The sequence below is a fragment of the Pedobacter sp. FW305-3-2-15-E-R2A2 genome (genome assembly GCF_038446955.1).
Taxonomy (GTDB): Bacteria; Bacteroidota; Bacteroidia; order Sphingobacteriales; family Sphingobacteriaceae; genus Pedobacter.
In genome coordinates this window covers 1,507,149-1,531,331 of sequence record NZ_CP151803.1, presented here as the reverse complement: position 1 = coordinate 1,531,331, position 24,183 = coordinate 1,507,149, and the positions used below count along the sequence as shown (strand labels likewise).

Annotated in this window: 20 protein-coding genes and 1 tRNA gene; 7 read left to right on the top strand and 14 right to left on the bottom strand. The window is 40.1% G+C overall.

All coding sequences use genetic code 11. The annotated features are described in order from the left end of the window. Positions 1 to 105: 105 nt before the first annotated feature. Positions 106 to 1,125: a WYL domain-containing protein gene (locus tag AAFF35_RS06420; RefSeq protein WP_342331576.1), complete on the bottom strand. Its 1,020-nt coding sequence runs from the start codon at positions 1,123 to 1,125 to the stop codon at positions 106 to 108. A 105-nt stretch (positions 1,126 to 1,230) separates the two neighbouring features. Here AAFF35_RS06420 and AAFF35_RS06415 point away from each other — a divergent pair, with 105 nt between their 5' ends. Together AAFF35_RS06415 and AAFF35_RS06410 are read left to right on the top strand one after the other, a co-directional pair. After that, on the top strand, positions 1,231 to 2,805 hold the full coding sequence (locus tag AAFF35_RS06415; RefSeq protein WP_342331575.1) for a TROVE domain-containing protein: 1,575 nt from the start codon (positions 1,231 to 1,233) through the stop codon (positions 2,803 to 2,805). Between the two features lie 471 nt (positions 2,806 to 3,276). After that, positions 3,277 to 3,870, top strand: coding sequence for a hypothetical protein (locus AAFF35_RS06410; protein WP_342331574.1), 594 nt, complete (start codon positions 3,277 to 3,279; stop codon positions 3,868 to 3,870). A 215-nt stretch (positions 3,871 to 4,085) separates the two neighbouring features. Here the strand turns inward: AAFF35_RS06410 and AAFF35_RS06405 are convergent, their stop codons facing one another. From AAFF35_RS06405 to AAFF35_RS06390, 4 genes are all read right to left on the bottom strand, one after another. Continuing rightward, on the bottom strand, positions 4,086 to 5,087 hold the full coding sequence (locus AAFF35_RS06405) for an NADP-dependent oxidoreductase (RefSeq protein ID WP_342331573.1): 1,002 nt from the start codon (positions 5,085 to 5,087) through the stop codon (positions 4,086 to 4,088). A gap of 11 nt (positions 5,088 to 5,098) precedes the next feature. Then, entirely contained in the window at positions 5,099 to 5,863 is a 765-nt protein-coding gene (locus AAFF35_RS06400) for an SDR family NAD(P)-dependent oxidoreductase (protein ID WP_342331572.1), read from the bottom strand. Between the two features lie 20 nt (positions 5,864 to 5,883). Continuing rightward, on the bottom strand, positions 5,884 to 6,612 hold the full coding sequence (locus tag AAFF35_RS06395; RefSeq protein ID WP_342331571.1) for an SDR family NAD(P)-dependent oxidoreductase: 729 nt from the start codon (positions 6,610 to 6,612) through the stop codon (positions 5,884 to 5,886). A 114-nt stretch (positions 6,613 to 6,726) separates the two neighbouring features. Continuing rightward, positions 6,727 to 7,821: an alkene reductase gene (locus tag AAFF35_RS06390; protein WP_342331570.1), complete on the bottom strand. Its 1,095-nt coding sequence runs from the start codon at positions 7,819 to 7,821 to the stop codon at positions 6,727 to 6,729. A gap of 95 nt (positions 7,822 to 7,916) precedes the next feature. Here AAFF35_RS06390 and AAFF35_RS06385 point away from each other — a divergent pair, with 95 nt between their 5' ends. Next, the gene (locus tag AAFF35_RS06385) at positions 7,917 to 8,333 is read left to right on the top strand and encodes a helix-turn-helix domain-containing protein (protein ID WP_342331569.1); all 417 of its coding nucleotides are present in this window, start codon (positions 7,917 to 7,919) and stop codon (positions 8,331 to 8,333) included. A gap of 287 nt (positions 8,334 to 8,620) precedes the next feature. On the opposite strand, the gene AAFF35_RS06380 is transcribed toward AAFF35_RS06385, so the two are convergent. Beyond that, a tRNA-His gene (locus tag AAFF35_RS06380) sits at positions 8,621 to 8,697 on the bottom strand. Between the two features lie 177 nt (positions 8,698 to 8,874). Between AAFF35_RS06380 and rnhA the strand changes: the two genes are divergently transcribed. Further along, a complete protein-coding gene (rnhA, locus tag AAFF35_RS06375; protein WP_342331568.1) occupies positions 8,875 to 9,348 on the top strand; it encodes a ribonuclease HI in 474 nt (157 codons plus the stop codon). Positions 9,349 to 9,367: 19 nt separating this feature from the next. Here the strand turns inward: rnhA and fbp are convergent, their stop codons facing one another. The 3 genes from fbp to AAFF35_RS06360 are packed head-to-tail and all read right to left on the bottom strand — an operon-like array spanning position 9,368 to position 11,633. Beyond that, positions 9,368 to 10,423, bottom strand: a complete 1,056-nt coding sequence (gene fbp / locus AAFF35_RS06370) for a class 1 fructose-bisphosphatase (protein ID WP_342331567.1) — start codon at positions 10,421 to 10,423, stop codon at positions 9,368 to 9,370. Between the two features lie 22 nt (positions 10,424 to 10,445). Next, on the bottom strand, positions 10,446 to 10,937 hold the full coding sequence (locus AAFF35_RS06365) for a metallophosphoesterase family protein (RefSeq protein ID WP_342331566.1): 492 nt from the start codon (positions 10,935 to 10,937) through the stop codon (positions 10,446 to 10,448). Positions 10,938 to 10,982: 45 nt separating this feature from the next. After that, complete coding sequence (locus tag AAFF35_RS06360) at positions 10,983 to 11,633, bottom strand: methyltransferase (RefSeq protein WP_342331565.1); 651 nt, start codon at positions 11,631 to 11,633, stop codon at positions 10,983 to 10,985. Between the two features lie 841 nt (positions 11,634 to 12,474). Between AAFF35_RS06360 and AAFF35_RS06355 the strand changes: the two genes are divergently transcribed. After that, positions 12,475 to 14,661: a glutamine synthetase III gene (locus AAFF35_RS06355; RefSeq protein WP_342331564.1), complete on the top strand. Its 2,187-nt coding sequence runs from the start codon at positions 12,475 to 12,477 to the stop codon at positions 14,659 to 14,661. A 116-nt stretch (positions 14,662 to 14,777) separates the two neighbouring features. Continuing rightward, entirely contained in the window at positions 14,778 to 15,959 is a 1,182-nt protein-coding gene (locus tag AAFF35_RS06350) for an AIR synthase related protein (protein ID WP_342331563.1), read from the top strand. Positions 15,960 to 16,346: 387 nt separating this feature from the next. Here the strand turns inward: AAFF35_RS06350 and AAFF35_RS06345 are convergent, their stop codons facing one another. The 3 genes from AAFF35_RS06345 to AAFF35_RS06335 all read right to left on the bottom strand — a co-directional run bounded on the left by AAFF35_RS06345 (position 16,347) and on the right by AAFF35_RS06335 (position 20,478). Continuing rightward, entirely contained in the window at positions 16,347 to 16,682 is a 336-nt protein-coding gene (locus AAFF35_RS06345) for a hypothetical protein (RefSeq protein ID WP_342331562.1), read from the bottom strand. A gap of 306 nt (positions 16,683 to 16,988) precedes the next feature. Further along, the gene (locus tag AAFF35_RS06340; protein WP_342331561.1) at positions 16,989 to 19,193 is read right to left on the bottom strand and encodes a S46 family peptidase; all 2,205 of its coding nucleotides are present in this window, start codon (positions 19,191 to 19,193) and stop codon (positions 16,989 to 16,991) included. A 64-nt stretch (positions 19,194 to 19,257) separates the two neighbouring features. Continuing rightward, positions 19,258 to 20,478, bottom strand: a complete 1,221-nt coding sequence (locus AAFF35_RS06335) for an MFS transporter (protein WP_342331560.1) — start codon at positions 20,476 to 20,478, stop codon at positions 19,258 to 19,260. Positions 20,479 to 20,574: 96 nt separating this feature from the next. On the opposite strand from AAFF35_RS06335, the gene AAFF35_RS06330 reads away from it, so the two are divergent. Further along, positions 20,575 to 21,447: a LysR substrate-binding domain-containing protein gene (locus tag AAFF35_RS06330; protein WP_342331559.1), complete on the top strand. Its 873-nt coding sequence runs from the start codon at positions 20,575 to 20,577 to the stop codon at positions 21,445 to 21,447. Between the two features lie 127 nt (positions 21,448 to 21,574). On the opposite strand, the gene AAFF35_RS06325 is transcribed toward AAFF35_RS06330, so the two are convergent. Further along, on the bottom strand, positions 21,575 to 22,696 hold the full coding sequence (locus AAFF35_RS06325; RefSeq protein ID WP_342331558.1) for a metallophosphoesterase: 1,122 nt from the start codon (positions 22,694 to 22,696) through the stop codon (positions 21,575 to 21,577). 8 nt (positions 22,697 to 22,704) lie between these two features. Then, complete coding sequence (locus AAFF35_RS06320) at positions 22,705 to 24,174, bottom strand: RagB/SusD family nutrient uptake outer membrane protein (protein WP_342331557.1); 1,470 nt, start codon at positions 24,172 to 24,174, stop codon at positions 22,705 to 22,707. Positions 24,175 to 24,183: the final 9 nt, after the last annotated feature.

Here is a 24,183-nt window from a genome sequence, read left to right as displayed (position 1 = left end):
GATGATACAAAAAAGACAACCGCTATAGATTGTCTTTTTTGTATCAATAGTAATATATCTAAGCATTTTTCATTCTTAGTCTCTGATCTTGCTTTGCCCAAATTATCAGTCGATCATTTCATAATGTCCCATCATATTCTTCAGGTGCTCTTTCATTTGAAGGACAAGCACCTCAGGGCTCAGGACTTTTACTTTAGCACCAAATCCCAGTAACTCGCGTTCCAGCTCAAAATTAAGCACCACCTGAATGCTAAAAACTTTGCCGTCTTTCTCTTCCCTGATTAAGCGTTGGGAACGATGTAAAGGTTTGGTCATCATATAAGGTGCATTGTCCTGGTCAGACCAGAATATCACTTCCGTATCTTTCTGATGAGGATATTTGGAGACTCCGATTACGTTATGATAGAAATTGGCAAAATCATCGATATTGTTCTCCTGATACTCAGCAGACCCCTCGCTGATGGATTGAATCCTATCCAATGCCAGGTTATATAACAATGCATTACTTCCCTGAACCACACCTATAACAAACCATCTGTTGCGGTATTCTTTTAATAAGTAAGGACTAAAGTTAAGCTCATTGGCTTTTTTAGCTTTAAAAGACTGGTAAGTAATGCCCAATGTTTGTCTTGCGACGATTGCTTTACGGATGACCTCAATATATTCCAGTCCTTTCAGGTCGTCATTCTTTTCAAAATCGATCAATGGCTGCGTTTGCATTTCCTGAGCATATATCTTATCTTCCAGTTTGCTTAACATTTCATTAAGGTCTGCAAAATGACTAAAGCCTTTAAACTGGCTCAGCAAATGAGAAACTTCGTTCAGCACCTGCATGTCTTGTTGGTTCAATGGACTATTGGTAATGCTGTAATCCTTGTCCGCATAGGTATAGTATTTTCGATCCACCACGACGATGGGTGCTTCATAGCCCAGTTTATTACTCCGCATCATTTCAAGATCTGCCTGTATTGACCTGCGGCTTACTCCGGTATCAATTCCCTGATATTCATATAAAGCATCCGAACAGGCGGTAATCAAATCTTCGAGGCTCCACTTTCTCCTTCTGTTTTGCAGGCATTGATCAATGGTCCGGTAACGGAGGAGTGCATTGCGGTTTACGGGCATAATTAAATATTTTTCGAAAAATATAAAAATAAATTGCACTGCGCAAATAGACTGCGCAAGGCCTCCCAATCTTTGTTTCAACAAATAAAGAAAGGGAGGTTCCCAATGAAATTTAACAGATTAATTCAGAACATTATAAGGGTAAAAAATCACGAAGGCGAAGATGCTTTTCAGATGGATCAGGCAATGGAGCTTTACACAGCTGTAGTCACCTGGAACCTCAATGATTCCTTCTATGAGAAAAATACCACACGTTTAACTCGTGTAAAGACACTCATTTTAAAGAATGACCCGGTGTTTGTTGGTAAACTGGCCATTTATGCCCGAACCCAAATGCACATGCGTTCTGTGCCATTGGTCTTGCTGACGGAATTGGCAAAACTGCATTCCGGAGACAATCTGGTTTCCCGTGTAACGGAAAAAGTAGTGATCCGTGCAGATGAGATTACAGAATTATTGGCTTGTTACGAGTTGCTGAATGGCCGCAACAGGAACAAAAGACTGAACCGGCTGTCAAAACAACTGCAAAAAGGCCTGCAATCTGCCTTCAATCGTTTCGACGAATACCAGTTTGCAAAGTACGACCGGAATGCCGGTATAAAGCTACGTGATGCTTTATTCCTGGTACACCCAAAAGCAAAAGATGATGCTCAGCAAAGCATATTTGATAAAATTGCTTCCAGTACCATGCAAACTCCCTATACCTGGGAAACAGAGCTTTCTGCTTTGGGTAAGGTATATTTCGACGCAGAAAGGAAAAGAGCCGCCGCCTTTAAGCAGAAATGGGAAGAGTTAATTGACAGCGGCAAGCTGGGCTATATGGCCCTATTGCGGAACCTTAGAAATATAGAAGCAGCAAATGTGACTGAGAAGCACCTGGAAAAGGTATGTGCGATACTGACCTCCGCAGAAAATATAGCCAGGGCTAAACAGTTTCCCTTCCGCTACCTGTCTGCCTACAGAGAGCTACTGGATACACCTGCAAAGACCGGCTGGGCCTCACAACTGAACAATTTCTTAACCGGTACTGATCAGCGGTCCGCAAAAGAAAAACTACGGAATGCTTTGGAGAAAGCAGTATCCATTAGCGCAGCTAATATTAAGGGATTTAATGAGCAAACCAGGGTATTGATCGCCTGTGACGTTTCCGGATCCATGCAAACGCCAATATCGGCCAAATCTAAAATTATGCTGTACGATATCGCGTTAATGCTGGCCATGTTATTACAGTCCAGATGTAAAAATGTACGGACCGGCATGTTCGGCGACTTCTGGAAGGTGATTGCTATGCCAAAGGATAATATCCTGCATAATGTACAGGAATTTTATAAACGTGAAGGTGAAGTAGGTTATTCGACCAACGGCTATCTGATCATCAAAGAACTGCTTTTAGATAAGGTGAAAATGGATAAAGTAATGATCTTCACTGATGGACAGTTATGGAATAGCCATGGTTATGGCGGACAGATTAATGAATTATGGGAACAATACTTAAAAAACATTGCCCCTAAAGCCAGGTTGTATCTGTTCGATTTGAAAGGCCATAGCACGACTCCTTTACAGGTGTTGAGCAACAATGTTTACCTCATAGCCGGTTGGAGTGATAAACTCTTTGAAATACTCGATGCACTGGAAAATGGCGGATCAGTACTAAATGAGATTCACAACATAGAAATATAAGGATACCTGATATATTAAGAACCTAAAAGAAGGTGTCGTAGATAAGTGTTACTTCGTCCAAGGTCCAGATGCCGGTTCAAATCCGGTCTTTGATCTAAAAGTCAAAGTAGTTTAATTGGTAGAACGGGAAATAGTCACTTATCGCTTGTTACCCTTCTTTTGATATTCCCCCCTGATGTGCAGCGTCAGTTGAGACGTCCCATAACCTCAACTGCGTTGTGCTTTAGAAGGCTCTGGAAAACTTCTTGAAAATTGCCGATCTTAAAAAACTCCTCTCCTATTACTTTTGATGAAGATAAAAAAGACATCACCATATTATGCGGATACCTGGATAGAGCCCTGATTTGTATCCAATTTCAGATATTTTTTGCTCAGGGATTGATCACTAACGAACACCAAATGCAAGGTATTTACAAGTTAGGGGTATCAGAAGGTTTTTAACCTGTATCTTTGCAAAAATTTTTTAATATAATGTCTGAAATTAAACAATACGCAGCACTGGAATATCTTGTAGATGTACTGCAAAAGGCCATCATTGGCTCCAAAGTTAAACAACTAACACCTGATGAATCTGCCATTATTGATGGCAATGCATCGATAAGACTAAAGCAGCACTCAGAAAGCAATGGAAATAATGTAGCGATTTCCATTAGGGACGAAAAGGAAATTCTGTATAGCGAAGAATTGTTAGAGGAAGTATATAAAATTCAGGAAAGAAAAGATTGCCCTGCTGGACTTAAAGCAGCATTAGCTCCTGCCAATATCGTGATCAATGGTTTAAACATAGAGGCAGAGCTGATATTTCATGCAGTAAGAGATCAGTTCTATGCCCTGAACGGCAGTTACGAATTTAAGAAGTTTATCGAGCGGAACAACCAGCAGATAAAGTTCAGCATGACCTTTGGAGATGAGCTTACATTTGAGCTCATTATTTTCAATGAAGGAGATTTGGTAGCTATTGAAGCTGTGGTTGGAGAATCAGTGCCATCTGCTGTGAAAGCAGTGATCAACGCAGATATGGAAAACGTACGCATGGAGATCAACAAGGAATTTAAAAAAGGCTAGGTTTAGAAAAAGACAAAAGACTTTAAACTAAAATCAAAAGCCCTGTTGTGAAACAGGGCTTTTGATTTATTCGGATATGTTTGTTCGATACGGCCAACATATCCGGTTTACTTTTGACCCAAAAAAATTCCGCTTGATCCTTAAAAACCTTTATAAACAAAAAAAGCAGTCTTTTCAGACCGCTTTCAAAACTGGGGTCAGAGATTATGCAAAATTTACTTCATTTTGATGACTACTTTTCCTTTGGCACGCCCACTCTCTACATATTTCAAAGCTTCATTAGTTTTCTCAAACGTAAATACCTCGTCTACCACTGGTTTGATCACTTGCTGTTCGATCAGTTTGGAAATCTCTTGCAATTGCTTTCCATCATCTCTCATAAACAGAAATGAATAGTCTACACCCAGTTTCTTTGATTTTCTAAGTATACCTAAGCTCATCACGAATAAAATAATCTTAACAAACCAAGGAGCTCCAATGGTTTTGGCAAATTCTGGGGTTGGCGGTCCCGAGATTGAAATTACCTTCCCTCCAGGTTTTAAGACCTGTAATGATTTTTCGAGTGTCTTAGTATCTTGGCTGTTCAGCACAACATCATAATCTCTCAGGATGGTTTCAAAATCCTGTGTTTTATAATCGATTAGCACATCTGCTCCTAATCGCTTTAAAGTTTCAAAACTCTTTTCACTTGCCGTTGTAGCAACAGTTGCACCCAGATGTTTGGCCAATTGTATAGCAATAGTTCCAACACCTCCTGAGCCTGCCTGAATAAAAACTTTCTGTCCTTTTTTAAGGTTTGCTTTTTCTACCAGAGCTTGCCAAGCAGTAAGTGCTACCAAAGGAATGGAGGCAGCTTCTTCCATAGAAATGCTTTTAGGCTTTAAAGCTACATCGCTTTCGTTAATGGCGATATATTCGGCAAAAGTACCAATACGAAAATCAGCCACACGAGAATAAATCTCATCACCTATCTTAAACTGCTGTACATTTTTTCCAACTTGGGTAATTACACCCGCCACATCATGCCCCAAGATAAGCGGTAATTTATAAGGCAATATCAACTTAAATTCACCAGATTTTATCTTTGAATCCAAAAGGTTAACCCCCGAAGCGCACACTTCTACAAGTATATCGTTTTCTCCAACTTCTGGTTTTGGCAAATCGGTTAGTTTCAAACCTAACTTCTTATGATATTTTTCAACTATATACGCTTTCATATTTTTCTCAATTACCTTAGGCTGTTGTATATTTTTTTAGGATTTACTAGGTTAAATGCCAATTTTGGAAAAAATCTATTTATTAAATATATTAATTTAGCATCCCCAACCCGAATAATAAACTGATTTTTTTTTATTCCGGAAACCAATGCTTTTACCAATTCCTGAGCAGAAATTTTCTTATCATTTCTTTTTGCAGTCATATCTGTAGCTACAAGTGGCGGCAATAATTCGAATACTTTGACGGTACTATCTAATATTTCAAGATCTTTCCTTAGTAACTTGGTATAAAAGCCCAAAGCCACTTTGCTAGCCGAATAAGTTGGTTCTTCTATTCCTGGAACAAGGCTGAGTAGCGAAGTAGTAATAATTATCGCACTTTCTGCCTTAGATTTCAACATATTTAAGAACAAATTATTTAACCTAAGGACACCAAAGTAATTTACGTTCGTTTCATAAATGGCATTCTCTAAAATCTGTACATTTGCTGTACCAAGGTTTAAACCTGGGGTTCCAACACCTGCATTATGATATAAAATATCGATGCCACCAAGCTCATTAACTTCATTAAAGAGCGCTGTTGCATCATCCTGATTGTCGACATCGCTTCTAATTGCAATTAGCGAAGGAACACTTTGCTTTGCCGCATCTAACTTATTTTGGTTTCTACCAGTGATTATCACCTTCGCACCAATTGCCAAAAATTGCCTTGCGGCTTCCAAGCCTATTCCTGATGCTCCGCCAGTAATTAGAATTGTTTTTCCATTTAAGTCCATATTTTAACGGATAAGGATGATTAATGAGGAACTTGTTCTGTAATTGAAATAACTAGTTCGTGGATTTTTTTTGTGTCGCCTACCGGAACTTCAAATTGATTTTTTTCTAGCGCAATAAACAACTCATCAGCTACTTCTGATGCTGGAATTCCGTTTGCGCCACCAATCTCCGCCGAAAATTCGGTATTAACCAAAGGCGGATAAAGTTCGTACACATTTAGGTTTTCATTTTCTGAAAAAGTATCTCTAAGCCCTTGCGTGTAGCTATGTAATGCTGCTTTACTTGCAGAGTAAGTTGGCACATATTTGTTTGACCTAAATACGGCTATCGAAGAAACATTTACAATTGCAGCCTCTTTTTGTTGTAAAAGCAAAGGCAAAGTTAGAGCTGTAAAATCTATTACACTGATATAATTGGTATTAATTTCCTCGTAAGCTTTTTCAGCAGTATTATTGTTGCTGTCGCTCAAATCGTTCATAAAAGCTGCACCAGCATTATTGATGATGATGTTTACATATGGATGGTTATTTTTCAACTCTTCAGCAATTCTTAATCTATCTGCTTTTACTGATAAATCGCCTGGTATAGCAATGGCATTATCTAATTGTTGTAAGGCACTTTGCAAGCGCTCTTCATTGCGACCATTGATTATGATTTTGTTGCCTGCTGCATTAAATTTTTTAGCGATTGCCAAGCCAATTCCAGCACTTCCACCGCTTATAAATATGGTATTTCCAGTAGTTTTCATTTTTTTTCTTTCTTATTTTTTTATTGCTATTGTTTTGCGGCAGGGATTGCAGTGGCATCCCCCGATTTTTTATTGGGGATATAGCGGAAAGCCCGCCCGGTCGCGAAAATATTTCTAACTGTTAAGGCTGGGATAATCTGTGTATCCTTTTTCGCCCGGCGTGTAAAAAGTAGCCTGATCTGGTTGATTAAGGGCTGCGTTTGCTTTGAAACGTTCTACCAAATCGGGATTGGCGATAAATGGAACACCAAAAGACACCAAATTAGCGTCGCCATCATTCAATACCTGATTAGCTGCTTCTTTGGTAAAAGCTCTGTTAATGATAATGGTGCCATTATAGATTTTACGGAAATGCTTGGCAACTTTCTGGATCGCATCTTGAATTGCAGAAACATCCGTAAAAGGCTCTATCAGATGGATGTAGGCTAAACTGTAGTCGTTCAACCTGTTTACGATATAATTATATAATGCTTTGCTTTCATCATCTACTAAAATACCCATAATTCCATTTAATGATGGATTTAGGCGAACTGCAACACGCTTCATATCGACAACTTCTTTCAATTCATCCAGAATATCAAATAGAATTCTTGCACGGTTTTCAACAGTGCCCCCATATTCATCTTCCCTATGGTTGTTGTTTTTGCTAAAGAACTGTTGTAGTAAATAGCCGTTGGCGCCATGCAGTTCAACACCATCAAAACCAGCTTCAAATGCATTAATAGCTGCCTGTTTAAAATCATTTACTGTTCTTTTGACATCATCGATAGTCATAGGTTGTGGCGCCACAGATGGCTTAAAACCCTCTGCCGTAAACACTTGTTGCCCAGGATTTACGTCTGAAGGTGCCAATGGCTTTTTCCCATCATGAAGATCAGGATGAGAATATGCTCCGGTATGCCAAAGCTGGGCAAATATTTTTCCGCCCTCGCCATGTACTGCATCTGTTGTTAATTGCCATCCCTGTATTTGCTCTTGGCTATAAATACCTGGTACATTTACCACGCCAACAGCCTCCTTGCTAATAAAAGTTCCTTCGGTGATGATTAGTCCGGCACTTGCCCGTTGTTTATAATATAATGCTGTAAGCTCTGTAGCTACATTCCCAGGGTTTGCAGAGCGGCTCCTGGTCATTGGAGCCATCACAATTCTATTGTTTAGTTTTAGCTCGTTTAAGCTATATGGTTCAAAAATTATTGCTGTTTCCATTGCACTTGTAATTTAATTTCGTAAATTCGCTTGCGTTTTGCAAGTGCAAATATACAAACAACTTTCATTTTGCAAGTAATTCTATAATTTATTTTATGCCTGATTTAAAAAAGCGGTCTGAATGCCCTATTAGCAGCTCATTAGATATATGGGGAGACAAATGGTCATTACTTATTGTTAGAGATTTAATGTTTTCTAAACAATGTACTTATGGGGACTTTCTAAAATCTGACGAAAAAATAGCGACGAACATTTTGGCTTCTCGATTACAGATGCTGGAAGAGAATGACGTAATTACGAAGCAAGACCATCCAGATAGCAAGGCCAAAGTTTTATATAAACTAACAAAAAAAGGCGTTGATCTGCTCCCTTTAATGATCGAAATAAATTTATGGGCTGATAAATATTTTACGCTTCCAACAGAAAGAAGAGAAATGCTTGAAGAAGTAAAAAAAGACAAGGAAGCGTTTATAACGGAGAAAGTAATGGAGTTGCTAAAGCATACAGCCTAATTGGAAAGCACAGCAGAGCTTTAATCCTATTGAATTTAATGACAATTATCTTTTTTACAAATTCATTATTTAGAAATTTAATGGTATCTCCATACTCTAAGTTTGAATCTTCGATTCATCTTAAAATCTTCAAACACACGCAACCCTAGAGAATTTAGCGTTAAAAATGGATAATGCCTTATTAAATCGTTGAAGACGATTTGAGAGCATTGCGAATATGTCTAGATGGGGTGTTGGTTGGCAGGTTTTAAACAAAAAAAGCAGTCTTTTCAGACTGCTTTCAAAACTGGGGTGGAATATGGGGCTCGAACCCACGACCCTCGGTACCACAAACCGATGCTCTAACCAACTGAGCTAAAACCACCATGTTTTTTTCAACGTCACAAAAGTACGATTAAAAACATTTTAATCAAATAATTTTAACATTTAGGTCACACTTTTCTTTTAATTCCCTCTATTTCAGCAATTTTATTTTTCATAAAAATATTAATTGATCTTCATAAATTGCATTTAGAGCTTAAAAACATAGATTTGCCCGTATATGATTGAAATTTTTACTGACGGAGCAGCAAGTGGAAATCCCGGACCAGGAGGTTACGGCGTGATTTTACGCTCGGGCAACCACTATAAGGAATTGAGTGGTGGCTTCCGCATGACTACCAACAACAGAATGGAGCTCCTGGCGGTTATAGAGGGCTTAAATGCCTTAAAAACACCCGGCCAAGATGTTACTGTGGTTTCGGATTCTAAATATGTGGTGGACTCTGTGGAGAAGAAATGGGTATTTGGATGGGTAAAGACGGGCTTTAAAGGAAAGAAGAACAAAGACCTCTGGATTCGTTTCCTGAATGTATATAAGTTACACAACGTAAAATTCGTATGGATCAAAGGTCACAACGCCCATCCGGAGAATGAGCGTTGCGATGTATTGGCAGTAGCCGCAGGTAAGAACCGGGCTGCACTTGCTATTGACTTTGAATTTGAAAAAGAAAGAGATAAGCCAACCTTATTATAAGGTTAGCTTATTTCCTTTATTATCCTGCCTGATCTAATTTTGCCGGAACCACGGCATTTACATTCTTTTCTGCCGAAAATTCGGCCATCATATCTTCCGCCATATTTACCATTTCTTTGGATCCGATAAAGATGGAACTGCGCTGATGTAATTCCGTAGGTTCGATATCCAGGATTCTGTTAAAACCATCTGAAGCCACACCACCAGCCTGCTCAACAATAAAAGCCATTGGATTACATTCATACAATAACCTTAATTTCCCTTTTGGAGAGCTGGCCGTCGTCGGATAGATATAAATTCCGCCTTTAATCAGATTTCTATGAATGTCACCAACCATTGAACCAATATACCTTGAAGTATAAGGTCTGTTGGTTGTCTCATCATGAACCTGTACATATTTTAAGTATTTCTTTACGCCTTCCGGGAAGTGAACATAGTTACCTTCGTTTAAGGAATAGATATTACCACCATCAGGAATTCTCATATTTGGATGAGATAAGCAAAACTCCCCTATGGAAGGGTCTAAAGTAAAGCCATTCACACCTTTTCCGGTCGTATATACCAACATGGTTGAAGAACCGTAGATCACGTAACCTGCAGCCACCTGCTGTGTACCTTTCTGCAATACATCTTCCAGGGTAGCCTCTCCTTCCACAGATTTCCTGCGATAAATGGAGAAGATCGTTCCAACTGCTACATTACAATCAATATTTGAAGAACCATCTAGGGGATCAATACAGACAATGTATTTCGCATTTTTTGAGACCGGGGAGTCGATGCGCACAAAATCATCCTCTTCTTCCGTCGCTACAATACAGCATTCTCCGCCACTGGTCAGTGCGCTGATGAATTGGATATTCGCAAATACATCCAGTTTTTTCTGTCCTTCACCCTGAATATTAACCGTTCCGGCATCGCCTAGAATATCCACCAAACCGGCTTTATTCACCTCTCGGTTCACGATTTTTGATGCGATTCCTATGTCCCTCAGCAATCTGGAGAGCTCTCCTTTTGCATAGGAGAAATCTGCTTGTTTTTCAATTATAAATTGGCCTAGTGTTTTAATGCCTGACATATTACTTAGTGTATTTTATACGTTATCTATTTCCTATTTCTATGGCCTCTAAGGTATGGATTTTTTCATCCGAAATACAAAATCTAATTAATGTTTTCACCCGGTGCCATCCCGAATTTCCCGCTGCACCGGGATTTATATGCAAACAATTAATCTTTTTATCAAACATCACTTTTAGAATATGAGAGTGCCCTGCAATAAACAACATTGGGGGCTTAGTGTATATTTCACCCTTTACATTAGGCGCATATTTTCCCGGATATCCACCGATATGGGTCATCCAGACATCGACCTTTTCGCAGTTAAAACGCAGGTGTTCCGGGAATTCTGAACGGATTTCTTTTCCATCAATATTCCCATAAACTCCTTTAAGCGGTTTAAAGGCAGCTAATCGATCGGCAACATCGGGGCCAAAGTCGCCCGCATGCCATATTTCATCGCATTCATCAAAATGTTTAAAAACCGCATCGTCAAGAAAACCGTGCGTATCGGAAATGAGTCCTATTTTTTTCAAAGTATAGCTTTTTTTGTTGGTTAGACAAAGCTATGGATATTGAGATCAGAAGGCAAGAAAGAAATCTTTTAACAACAAACGGTAAGCATCGGTATATACCCCTTTCGATTCATAGATATAAAATGTTTCTCTTTCGGTTGTCTCTTTTAATGCAGACAGGCAAATGACCTGACGGATGACAGGTTTACGCTCGTCGGAACAAATGTCAATCTGTTTATGGAGCGATAAGTTAAAAGCGGCCGCACTTTGCACCAGCAATTCCGCCTGCTTAACCGGTAAAATCACCCAGAAACGCCCTCCCTCATTCATCATCTCTGAAACCTTACTCAGTAAGGATTCAAAAAACTGTGCATCTGTATGCCTTGCAATCCCCTTTCTTATTTCAGGGTTTTTGAGATCATTTACAAAATACGGAGGGTTGGAAACAATAAGGTTGTACTTTCGCTCGGTGACATAATCTTCTATGGCGCTGAAATGAGCCCTGGTGCGTTCAGAAAAGCTAGATCTTGCAAAATTCCCTACGGCGGCATTTGCAGCAGATTCATCAATCTCTACGGCATCTACATTGGCATCAGGAAATCGCTGAGCCAACATCAAAGCAATCACTCCGGTACCTGTACCGATATCGAGTACAAAACGCGGATTGGAGTGCAACACAACCGCCGCCAGCAACACGCCGTCCGTATTGATCTTCATCGCACACCCAGATTGGTCTACCTCAAATTTTTTAAACCTAAAAACACTCCCCATGATGGTATCCGAAGTTTTGTATACTATATATAATATATAGCCTGTTGTCTATGGAACGGGGACAAAGGTAAAAAACAACCATCAGGATCTTAGTTCGGGGAGGAAATAAAATTCCTGATGGTCGTTAATAAAAAATGCATCCATGACGTTTTGGGATCCCCCATCTCCGTCAGATCAGCATTCATCATTGCCTGAAAAGGTGTTAAACCACCTGAGCAGGCAAACATCCATATCAATATGATTAGGGGTCACATCAAAAAGGGTTGTTTCTCTTTTCTTTCGCAATACCAGGATCACGAAGTTTTCATTAATTGCCGATGCCCCCTTTATCATTCGTCGGGATAACGCTTGTATTTTTATGAATTGTCTTATTATTGTTTTTTACATTATATTATAAAGAATACACGGTTATAGTAAAAGAGATTGGAGTACCCCTAAATCATAAGCGCTATCACTTTATTTCTGTTTACAAACACAACATCAAGCCAATCAGTCTGGTACAGATCAAAAGAAGAATTTATCATGGCTTAAAAAGGTTTATTTCCCTCTATGATGCAACGATTATGCGCATTCCATAACCAGAAGGCAGATAATCTCACAATATTCTAAAAACAGTAAAAGCACGAAACAAGCCATAGATTAAGCCTATTTTCCTAAACGCTCCCCACAAAATATCCAAAAACATCAAATATTTCTTTGATTATTTCCTGACATTCGTATTTTTACAAACAATTCACAGAAAATACCAAACAAAAATTATATTTTTGACCAAATTTTAAACAAATAAATGAAAAGCTTAAGAACAATTGCATTAAAAGAGGCGCAATCAAGAATTTCACCGGAAGTAAAGTCTCCTTCGACTAAGATTTCTGAGTTTTTTGGCGTTAATGTTTTCGATAAGAAAAAAATGAAAGATTTCTTATCAAAAGAAGTGTTTGAGAAATTGATTTCGTCCATTGACCAGGGCGAGTTAATCAACCATGAGGATGCCAATCACATCGCTACAGCCATGAAAAGCTGGGCAATGGCTAAAGGTGCAACACACTATACTCACTGGTTTCAGCCATTAACAGGATCTACTGCTGAAAAACATGACGCTTTCTTTGAGCCAAGTAAAGATGGTGCAATTGAAGTATTCGCAGGAAGTGCATTGGTTCAGCAAGAGCCGGATGCATCCAGCTTCCCTAACGGAGGAATCCGCAATACTTTCGAGGCCCGCGGATATACTGCATGGGATCCTTCTTCTCCAGCTTTCATTATGGAAAGCAAAGCCGGTAAAACGCTTTGTATTCCTACAGTATTTGTGGCCTATACTGGTGAAGCTTTAGATTATAAAGCACCACTATTAAAAGCGCTTTCTGCTTTAGATAAAGCAGCAGTTGATGTTTGTCAGTATTTCGATAAAAGCATCACTAAAGTAAATGCATCTTTAGGTATTGAGCAGGAATATTTCCTGGTTGACCTTGCTTTATATAATGCACGTCCGGATCTTGCCTTAACAGGCCGTGCCCTATTCGGACACATGTCTGCAAAAGGACAACAATTAGAAGATCACTATTTCGGATCAATTCCTGAGCGTGTATTTACCTATATGGTTGATTTTGAAAACGAAGCCCTGAAATTAGGTATTCCTTTGAAAACACGCCACAATGAGGTAGCTCCATCTCAGTTTGAATGCGCTCCGATCTACGAAGAAATCAACCTTGCAATTGACCACAATCAGTTGTTGATGGACTTAATGGAAAAAGTTGCCTTAAGACATAATTTCAAAGTTTTATTACATGAGAAACCATATGCAGGTATCAACGGATCAGGTAAACACAACAACTGGTCATTGATCACTGATACTGGTAAAAACTTATTATCACCAGGAAAAACGCCTAAAAACAACTTAATGTTTTTAACGTTCTTCGTAAATACCATCAAAGCAGTTCACGAACATGCAGATTTACTAAGAGCAAGTATTGCTTCTGTAAGTAACGATCACCGTCTGGGTGCTAACGAAGCTCCACCGGCAATCATTTCGATCTTCCTTGGTTCACAACTTGCTGATGTATTAGATGAGATCGAATCTTCACGCAGCATCATTAAAAAAGTGAAAAGCGAAGATTCACTATGGTTAGGTATTCCTAAGATCCCACAGATCTCTTTCGATACTACCGACCGTAACCGTACTTCTCCGTTTGCTTTCACAGGAAACAAATTTGAGCTTAGAGCGGTAGGTTCTTCTGAAAACTCTTCTGCTCCAATGACTGTTTTAAATGCAATCGTTGCTGATCAGCTGAATAAATTCAAGGTTGAAGTAGACAAACTGATCAAAAAAGGAGAGAAAAAAGATGTGGCTTTATTAACCATCATCAAAAAATACCTTAAAGAATCTAAAGACATCCGTTTTGAAGGAAATGGTTACAGTCAGGAGTGGGAAGAAGAAGCTGCAAGACGTGGCCTTTCAAACATCAAGACTACACCTAAAGCTTTAGATGCTTACCTGACAGAAAAAACTGCAGAGCTGTTCACCAATACCAATGTATTCAGCACACGCGAGTTACATGCACGTCATGAGATCTTACTGGAAAGCTATTTCAAGAAACTTCAGATCGAAGCAAGGGTAATCGGTGAGGTAGCAAACAGCATGATCATTCCTGCAACAATTGCTTACCAAAATACCTTGATTGAGAATGCAAAAGGATTGAAAGACCTTGGTCTGGGTAAAGATGCATTGGAAACTCCTCTAGCGATCATTAATAAAGTTTCAGAGCATTTGGGTATCCTTAAAACCAATATCGATAAGATGCTGGAAGAACGTAAGAAAACCAATGCAATCGAAGATTCACGCGATAAAGCAATCGGTTATGATGAGAATGTTAAATCTTACTTCGACACCATCCGTTACCATACAGATAAGTTAGAACAAATTGTGGATGACAGCGTTTGGCCTCTACCTAAGTTCAGAGAATTGTTGTTTTTAAAATAAACCAAACCTCCATAAACCATCTATTTTAGTTTTGTAACCCTTCAATTAATTTTGAAGGGTTATTTTTTTACGGTTAACGCTTTAACATTCGGGCGTTTCCCTATCTTTGCAGCAACATGAGTGATAACAGGTACAACCAACGTGGCGTTTCTGCGTCAAAAGAAGATGTGCACCAAGCCATCAAGAATATAGATAAAGGTATTTTTCCGCAAGCCTTCTGTAAAATCATCCCCGATATACTGGGAAATGATGATGCATTTTGCAACATTATGCATGCAGACGGAGCAGGCACAAAATCATCTCTGGCCTATGTTTACTGGAAAGAAACAGGCGATCTTTCTGTATGGAAAGGAATTGCTCAGGATGCCATCATCATGAATATTGATGACCTCATCTGTGTAGGTGCAACAGACCAGATCCTTTTATCCTCTACCATTGGCCGTAACAAGAACCTGATTCCAGGAGAAGTGATTGCAGCGATCATCAATGGCACGGAAGAAATCCTTGCAGAATTAAGGGAAATGGGAATTTCCATTTACTCTACCGGTGGTGAGACTGCTGATGTTGGCGACCTTGTTCGTACCATCATTGTTGACTCTACGGTAACCTGCAGAATTGAAAGAGACAAAATTATCAGCAATGATAAGATCCAGGCGGGCGATGTCATTGTAGGACTTTCTTCTTACGGACAGGCCAGCTATGAAACTGAATATAATGGCGGAATGGGTTCTAATGGATTAACCTCTGCCAGACATGATGTTTTCGAAAAATCTATTGCGAATAACTATCCTGAAAGTTTTGATCCATCTGTTCCTTTTGACCTGGTATTTTCAGGAGGCAAAAAACTAACTGATCTGATCAGAATTGATGAAGAGACGGAGATTACCGCAGGGAAGTTGGTACTTTCCCCTACCCGTACCTATGCTCCTGTTATTAAAAAGGTATTGGAAGCACACAGAGATCAGATTCATGGTATTGTACATTGCAGTGGTGGTGCTCAGACTAAGGTTCTTCACTTTGTGAACGATGATGTACATGTAATTAAAGACAATCTATTTCCTATTCCTCCCTTGTTCCAGTTGATTCAGGAGCAGTCGGGCACAGATTGGAAAGAAATGTATAAGGTATTTAATATGGGGCACAGAATGGAATTGTATGTTCCTGAAGCTATTGCACAGGAGATTATAGCGATATCTGAAAGTTTTAATATTGAAGCACAGATTATTGGCCGTGTGGAATCATCTGCACAGAAACAAGTAACGATAGAAAGCGAAAAAGGAACGTTTGTATATAACTAAATAAAGTTCTATTGAGGAGACCGGCGTTATTTTAATGGCCGGTCTTTTTTTTGCTGTTTTTTATAGTTCTCTCTCCCTAAAATTAAGTATTAAAAAAGAAGCATTACTCTTCAAAGGCTGAAAACCTTGCGCTGAAGGGCGCAAAGCTTTCTAGGCCTTTTCTGAGAACGCATTCTTTTTTATAGTAATATTGCTCATTCCCACCGGGAGTTATACAGCAGGATGTAGTTTTTCTTTTAGCAGGATTCAGTTCATTTTCCCAGCAAGACACAGCCGTTCTCCCAGTAGGATATAGCTCATTTCTCCGGCAAATAGCATAAAATACAATAAAAAAAGGATCAAACTTTACGCTCAATCCTTTTTCTGTTTATAGGAAAAAAGCTTTATTTACTCCAGTTTCAATATGGCACCGTTATCTACTTTTTTCAGTTCTGTTGCACTTAGAATTTCAAATTTATAAGTGTTTTTTTCTTCTTCTACCACCAGAGAAGAACCGTCGATTTTATAAGTTCCCTGACGCATGATATCGCCACCAGTCAGAATTCCAGCCTTTCCATCCGGCCGAAGGGTTAGAATAAACTTATTGCCCATCATTGGGTTATCAGGTGGCTTAACATTAGTCTCCACAAAGGTCTTTTCGACATCAACCTTTAACAATTCCTGTTTACATGCACTCATTCCAACACAAAGCAGTATAAGCAGTGATAAATAGATCTTTTTCATAAATAGATAGATTAGTCTGTCTACCTAAGTTAAACAATTGCAGACAGCGCGCAAAACAAAGCAGTTTTAAGACAAAACAATCCAAATCAGTAACCTGAAACAGGATTTTTTCTTCAAAACAACAAATGCCCCCTAAAAAGGAGGCATTTGTCATAAGTAATGATCTGGATAATTTGAAACCCTGCAAAACCCTTAATTTGGAGCAGGATTTCTCTTTCCCTAAAAAAATTGTTCCTCTTTGAAGGCCTTAGGAGATTTGCCCTTCAGCAAAGATCCGAGCCTGAAAAGAGGAATATTTTTTTACTTTTACTTCTTTTTAGCAGCAGCAGCTTTCTTAGGAGCTACTCCATCTCTTCTGATATCCAATTCATCGATAATGTTTTTAGCACCACCCAGTACATCAATACACCACAATACATAGCGTACATCCACACAGATTGTTCTTTTAAATTTCTTATCAAAAGCGATATCACCGCTCATTGCTTCCCAGTTACCATCGAAAGCAAGACCGATCAGTTCACCGTTACCATTGATCACAGGAGAACCGGAGTTACCACCAGTAATGTCATTATTGGTAATAAAGCCTACTGTTAAAGTACCATCGTTACCATATTGGCCGAAGTTCTTTTTATTGTAGTTTTCGATCAGGTTTGCAGGAAGGTCAAACTCACTATCTCCGGGAACATATTTCTGCATGATTCCTTCGATTGTGGTCGTTGTTTTATACGACATCCCATCTTTTGGAGAATAGTCCTGTACATTTCCGTACGACAACCTCATGGTAGAGTTTGCATCAGGATACATGATTTTTCCGGCGTTTTTCTCCAGGATTGCTTTCAGGTAAAGGTTATCCAATTCCGCTTTTTTTGTTTCAAAATCAGCCACTAAAGAGCCGAAGTTTGCTTTTACATAATCTGCAGGAAGCAGGTTTACGGCATATTTGTATCCTGGATCTGCTTTGATGGCATCAAGACTTGGGTTTGAAGCGATGAATTTCTTCAGTTTCTCCGGTTTGATGAAATTACTATTTTCCCATAGGTAATCTGCGTACTTCTCGAAAGTTGTTTCCGGGTTTCCTGTCCAGTATTTCTCTGCGATTTCCGCGAAGAATTTAGGCTGTGATTTTGTAGGGACATCATTGTAGAAAGCCGCAAGGATCTTAGCGAAGATCTTTTTATCCGCAGCTTCCACATAAGTTTCTTCGTAACCAGCGATGGTCGTGTTGATTCCCGATTTCACTTTTTCGGCGAAGGCAGCATCTCCTTTTTTCTGATCCATGGCAGACCATGCGCGACCGATACCGATAGCAGTTGGCACCCATCCTGAAGCCATAAAGCCTTCATTGATGTAAGTACGTTGTACAGAGATCGGATCGATGTCTTTATAGATTTGAGCATATTGATCCATCAGGCCGGCAAATTCAGTTTTCTGAGCTGCCCATTCGGTAAATGCTTTTTCTTCTTTTCTTTTCGAGTCTGCAACTTTAAGTCTTTTCAACTGTTCTGTCTGACCGATAAAGTATTTCCAGTAATTCGCGATGTTTGCGTACTGTGAAGACAATTTAAGGCGTGTATCTACGCTTTTATCCATTTCCTGTTTCCAGGCTTTCAGGCGGATATCACGAAGCTTAACGATCGTAGGGCTTACTTTTTCAGTCGCCAGATCTACACCATAAGAAGTCAGGTATCTGTCTGTACGTCCAGGGTAACCATAAACGATAGAGAAGTCACCATTTTTCACTCCTTTGATTGAAACCGGAAGGAATTTTTTAGGTGCATAAGGAACGTTTTCCGTGCTATATTTTACGGGTTTATTGTCTTTACCGGCATATACTCTGAATACAGAGAAATCACCGGTCTGACGAGGCCATTCCCAGTTGTCCGTATCGCCACCAAATTTACCAATGTTTTGAGGAGGTGCTCCTACCAGACGAACATCATCAAAGCGTTCATAAACAAACAGGATAAACTGGTTTGATTTATAAAAATCTTTCACGTTTGCTTCAATTGTCGGGCCTGTTATTGCAGCTTTAGCAATTGCAGTAAATGCTTCGGTCATTTTTGAAGCTTTCTCTGCACCTTTCAATCCTTTGGTTGCAGCTTCCACTTTATCCGTTACATCTTCCATTTTTAGCAGGAAACGAACGAATAAGCCGTCAATAGGTTTTTCCTCACCATAGTTCTTTGCGTAGAAACCATTGTCAAGAATGTTGTTTTGAGCGGTAGAGTTAGAAGCGATTGCATCATAACCACAGTGGTGATTCGTAAAGATTAGCCCTTTATCAGAAACGATCTCACCGGTACAGAAACCACCAAAATGAACGATGGCATCTTTCAGACTGGAACCATTTGCATTGTACAGGTCTTTTGCTGTTAGCTTAAAGCCTTGTTTCTTCATTTGCTCATAGTTCTTTCCTATCAGCATCGGGAGCCACATCCCTTCATCTGCTTTAACTGTATTCGCAAAGGAAAACACCAATGCACACAGCAACAGATAAACTGTTTTTTTCATAATATAATAAATTAGTTAGTGATATTCCAAAGTTAAGGAATTGGGATCAGTAATAGGGCAGGATTTATAAGCTAACCGTCTTTCTTTGGGAATATTTGCTCCTGTAAATGATAAAAGCTACTGTTGCTGTGAGGCCAATCGTTCCTTCGATGAAGATGGCAGGTCTGGGGCCAATCAGGTTTGCTGCCCATCCGATCAGCAGGCTACCTATCGGGATAATGCCCTGATAGGCCATCACATAATAACTGATCGCCCTGCCACGCATCTCCGGAATGGAATGTGTTTGTATATAAGTATTGATCGCTGAAGTCTGCGCCATCATACCTACCCCTGCCAGCGTCATGAAGAACAAAGCGAATGGCAACTGCGGTGCATAAGCCAGAAACAGCAGACTTCCACCCAGAATCACACCTGCGATGGCCACCATTTTGATCAGGCCATTGCTGTTTTTGCGGTTAGCCAAATATATTGCGCTCCCGATAGAGCCCAGTCCTGCAGCACTTTCAAACCAGCTGAAAGTCCTGGCATCCCCATTAAAGATGTCTTTTGCGAACATCGGCATCAAGGTATTGAAAGGCATCACGAACAGGCTGCTCATGCCCAGGATCAGGATCATACTGCTCAGGTCTTTGTCTCCGGATACATATTTAAACCCTTCTTCCAGCTCCGCCCAGATACTTTTCTCAGATTTAGGCATTACCGTGATTTGGAGTTTCATCATAAACAAACAGATCAGGACAGGAATATAGCTCAGGAAGTTCCCGATGAAACAGAAATCGGTACCGAAGGCGCTCAGGATAATCCCTGCTACTGCTGGTCCGGCGATACGGGCGAAGTTCACCATCGTAGAATTTAGTGCGATGGCATTTGGAAGGTCTTCCTTATCATCCACCATTTCCACCATCAGTGATTGGCGACAGGTCATGTCAAAAGCATTAATGATCCCCTGGATCAGACTCAGCAGGATGATCAATAAGATATTATGGTATCCAAAAAAGATGATTCCTGCCAGTGTACCCGCTTGCATCATCGATGCGATCTGTGTAATCACCATGATCCGGTAGCGGTTATGTCTGTCGACCAGGCTTCCTGCATAAGGAGAAAGCAATAAGGAAGGGATCAGGCTTACAAATCCTACTACCCCCAATAATAACGCAGATCCAGTAAGCTGATACACCAGCCAGCTCACCGCTGTCTTCTGCATCCATGTTCCGATCAGGGAAATAGATTGACCATAAAAAAACAGTTTGAAGTTGCGGGATTTGAGGGATCTGAATAATGCCATAAGATTTATTGATGTGATGGCTCAAATTTCGGCATTAACTATATATTTGTAAAATTGATAGTTTTAATGATATTAATTAGTTTAAACGATTGATTTATGGAATTTAGGCAACTGAATTATTTCATTAAGGCAGCAGAGCTGCTCCATTTCACCGATGCGGCGGCGGCATGTTTTGTCACACAATCTACCTTATCACAGCAGATCAAACAGCTCGAAGAAGAACTGGGGATGCCCCTCTTCGACCGGATCGGGAAGCATGTCCAGCTGAGCGAAGCAGGAAAATTATTTTTAAACCATGCCAGGGAAATCTTAATCGAAGTTAAAAAGTCAAAACAAGCCATCTTTGAATTGAACAACCTGCTCAACGGCGAACTCAGGATTGGTGTTACTTATGCTTTCAGCTCCTTGCTGCTCCCCTTCCTCACTCCTTTTTCCAGGAAATATCCAGGCATCAAGCTCCATATTGAATCCGGTATTGCCGGCGAGCTCGAGGTCAGGTTAAAAAATGCAGACCTGGACTTCATCCTTGCTTTTCATGAACAATCCGACAATGAAGGCTTAGACATGCAGTTATTGTTTACCTCCAGAATTAAGATGGTTACTTCTAAGGATAACCCTATGGCAAAGCTTGGGAAGATCTCATTGAAGGACCTCGGACAGACGGAAATGGTATTGGCCAACAAGGGCTTTAGCTCCAGAGATATGCTCGATCAGATCTTTAAAAAGAACAACATTATTCCAAACATCAAAATCGAAATGAACGATACCCATTCCTTACTCTCGCTGGTCGACACCGGTAATTGGGTCACCATCATCAGCGAGAAAGCCATTAGTGGCTGGAAAAACCTCGTTGCCATTCCAATCATCGGAAAGGAGTTGCATAAGGAGGCATTCATCATGTGGCAGAAGGGAGCATTTAGAAAAAAATCAGCAACCCTTTTTATAGAAGAGCTGCTGAAGATTATGTAGGAGAACGTACAGATTCGGTTTTCCTTTCATTTGTTACATTAAAAATAACATTTTTATTTCTATAATACAATAATTAAATCAATAATTAAAGTAAAAAAGGAGTTGTTATCCTCATTAAGCTGAGGCTTTATTCTTTCGGTAAAGGGATCTTATTTCCTGTCGTATTGACCTTATACCAGGTTTTATTTTCAAATAATGCCCCCTCATGTTTTCCGTTGTGTTGGTCGACATCTATTCCCAGGACTTTTCCCTTGTAATAAAAACCTACATTGGATTCCGTAATCGTATGACCAACGATAATCGTTTTCACCTGATACAACGCAAGCGTTTGCTCCACTTCAGCTTCCGTAGCTTTCGGTTCTACAAAATACCCCCGGTACCAGAATAAGGAATAACGCGTGCCATCAAAGAATGTTCTCACGATGGTATCTGTAAAAAGTTTTTTATCTTTTGCTTTATCATAATACGGCCGGCATCTGGCATTGATTTCCTGAAGTTCCATCGCCAGGGTATTGATCACCGGGGCGACTCCCGCATGCATACAAAGGTTGTCACCAATCTTTTCAATCAGGTTTTTACTCCTTAACCAGCGTCCGAGCTCGGTATCCGGGCCATACAATGCTTTATAATCCAGGCCCATCAGCTTTGCATTTTCAAAATATTTCGGTTTCACATAACGGAGGTCACCACTCAGGTTCATGATGTCGTGATTTCCAAGAATCGTATGCAGGTATCCTCCTTTTGCTTTCGCATCCTGCTCTAGTTTATAGAGCAGCCAGATCGTGGCCGATACTTCCTTACCACGGTCAAACAGGTCACCGCAGATCACCAGATGTCCTTTACCAAAGGTCCAGTTGTATTGCTCATCAATGACCTTATTGGCCAGCAACAGCTTTCTGAAAGCCTCAAACTCTCCTTCAATATCTGAAAGTGCCAGTAAATTATCCGGTTGTTTAAATTCTGAAGGTTCATTTTTAAGGCTCGCCTGCATTTTCACAGAGAAATCCCATTCCGGATGATCCGAGAACTGTACCTTTAATGGAACAGCAGATTTCTTTTTAAGGGTAAAGGTCTCCACCTTTACCCTCCTTATGGTATCTTCCAATACAATATTTCTGACGACGATCTGATCCTTCTGATACGATACATAAGGTCCGTCATTTTCATTCCTTTTCTTTTCTTCCTTAGGATCAGCCTGAAATACAAGGCCATTGATCAGAAGCGGCAATACCATCGTCAGTAAATTCATATCTTTGGTTATTTTACAGTTTTATAGCCTTCATTTTGCTCCATATTCGGGTTTGCATTCATTTCCGACAAAGGGATCGGCAGAACAGTCCTTAATGAAGTATTAGGAACCGGAATGGTCAGTCCACCTGTACGGTATTTCGTAAAAGCCAATTTATGACGGGTAAGGTCGAACAAACGATGTCCTTCAAAGGCAAATTCCTTACGGTTTTCAACAAGGATCAGGTCTTGTAAATCCTGTCCGGTTGCAGTAGTTGTTACTGCTGTTGCATCTGCACGTTTTGCCACCACATCTAAATCCGCTGCTGCGAGTTCATCTTTTCCACCTTGTTTGGCTCTCGCTTCTGCGCGGATCAGGTAGACTTCCGATAGGCGAATTACTTTTACCCCTTCTTCATAAGTAGAGATGTTATTGTACTTCGTGATCACGAAAGCAGGATCTTCCCCTCCGCTACCACTTCTTTTACTTTTCGCCATAAAACCTCTGCGCACATCAGTACTCTTATATAAGTTGTACAACTCATCTGTAGCCAGACCATCGCCATAACTTGCGCCCTGTAAAAGAAAGCTCGACAAAGCATTCTGTGCCAGGTTATTTGTTGCTGTATACTGGACTTCAAAAATCGCTTCCGCATTGTTTTGCGTTCTGAAATTGGTAGCACCTGTTACGTAACTGGCATTACTCAACATCGTATACTTATTACCTGCAATTACATCCGTTGCCATTGCTTCTGCATTTACCCAATCGCCCATATACAAATAGACTCTTGCAAGAAGAGCTTTTGCCGCATAATGGCTGATATGCCCTCTGTTTGACGCCGTAAATCCTACTGGCACTACCGGAAGTATGCTGATCGCTTTTTGCAAATCAGCTACAATCTGCTTATACCCTTCTTTCACGGTATTCCGTTTAGGAGAGATCACATCTTCCTTACTCGTTCCGCTTTTGATCACTACCGGGACCCCAAGGTGACTTGCATCAGCTGTTGCATGATAGGGTGCTGCAAATAAACGCAGCAAATCAAAGTGTGCCAATGCCCTTAACGTATACGCTTCACCGATCAGGTGCTTCATTTCTGCCACCTGAGTCTCAGGAACCACCAATTGTTCTCCTTTAGCAATAATGATATTACTATTTACCACCGTCTGGTATCCCTTTTCCCAGGCACCTGAAGCACTGCCATCATTGGTAGTGGTGATGTACTGATCATAGGTGATATATCTTTTGGAGTTCTTCCTGCTGATGTACATATTATCAGCGATCAGATCCGGCAACACGGTAAATGTACGGCCATAATAATCGGCACTTTGCAAGAGTCCATAAGTGCCCATTACCGCAGCTTTTGTCGTTGGTAAATCAATCACGACCAAATCTACTGCGGTTTGTTGTTGCGGATTAATTTCAAGAAATTCCTTTTTACAAGAGCCAAAGGACAAAGCCACCATCAGTAGTGGTAATATTTTATATGAATGTTTCATCGTTTTCTG